This is a genomic window from Thauera aromatica (genome assembly GCF_023093595.1).
In the GTDB taxonomy this organism is placed as follows: domain Bacteria; phylum Pseudomonadota; class Gammaproteobacteria; order Burkholderiales; family Rhodocyclaceae; genus Thauera; species Thauera aromatica_A.
In genome coordinates this window covers 1-555 of the sequence record NZ_JALLIK010000011.1, presented here as the reverse complement: position 1 = coordinate 555, position 555 = coordinate 1, and the positions used below count along the sequence as shown (strand labels likewise).

The window sequence follows — 555 nt, the reverse complement described above, 5'->3', positions numbered from 1 at the left end:
CTCTGGAACACTTCGCGGTTGGGATAGCGCAGGCGGTAAAACCAATTGCCGGACAGGTTGATCTCTTCATCGATGGTCAGATAACCGGTCTGGAACATCAGCGCCTCGGTGGCGATGTTGTCCACCTCGAACGATGACAGCAGATCCAGGTCGGTCTCCAGCTGGCTCAGCGCGGGCAGCCAGGCCTGGCGCTCGGTGAGCAGATCGACCAGAAAGGTGGGGGTGCCGGTCTCGAACCAGTAAGGGCGAAACTCGCGCTCCTGGAACAGCAGCAACAGATCGAACGGGTTGTACACCGCTGTGCCGGTCCAGTTGTAGCCGTTGTACCAGGTGCGGACCGCCTCGCGGTCGAGCCCGAGCAGTTCGGGCGCGAATACCGTGTCGACGTCCTCGTCGGTGTAGCCGCAAATCGACGAGTAGGCCGCGGAAAGGGTGATGTCGCGCAGGTTGTTCAGCCCCGAGAACAAGCTGACCTTGCTGAACTTGGACACCCCGGTGAGCATGGCGAAGCGGATGTGCGCGTCGCTGTCCTTGATGACCGAGTACAGGTCGCGC

At 61.4% G+C, this 555-nt stretch carries 1 protein-coding gene; it reads right to left on the bottom strand.

Annotation, left to right across the window (positions count from 1 at the left end):
- A partial coding sequence (locus tag MXC99_RS00260) for an AAA family ATPase (RefSeq protein WP_247723647.1) occupies positions 1–555 on the bottom strand: 555 nt, incomplete at both ends.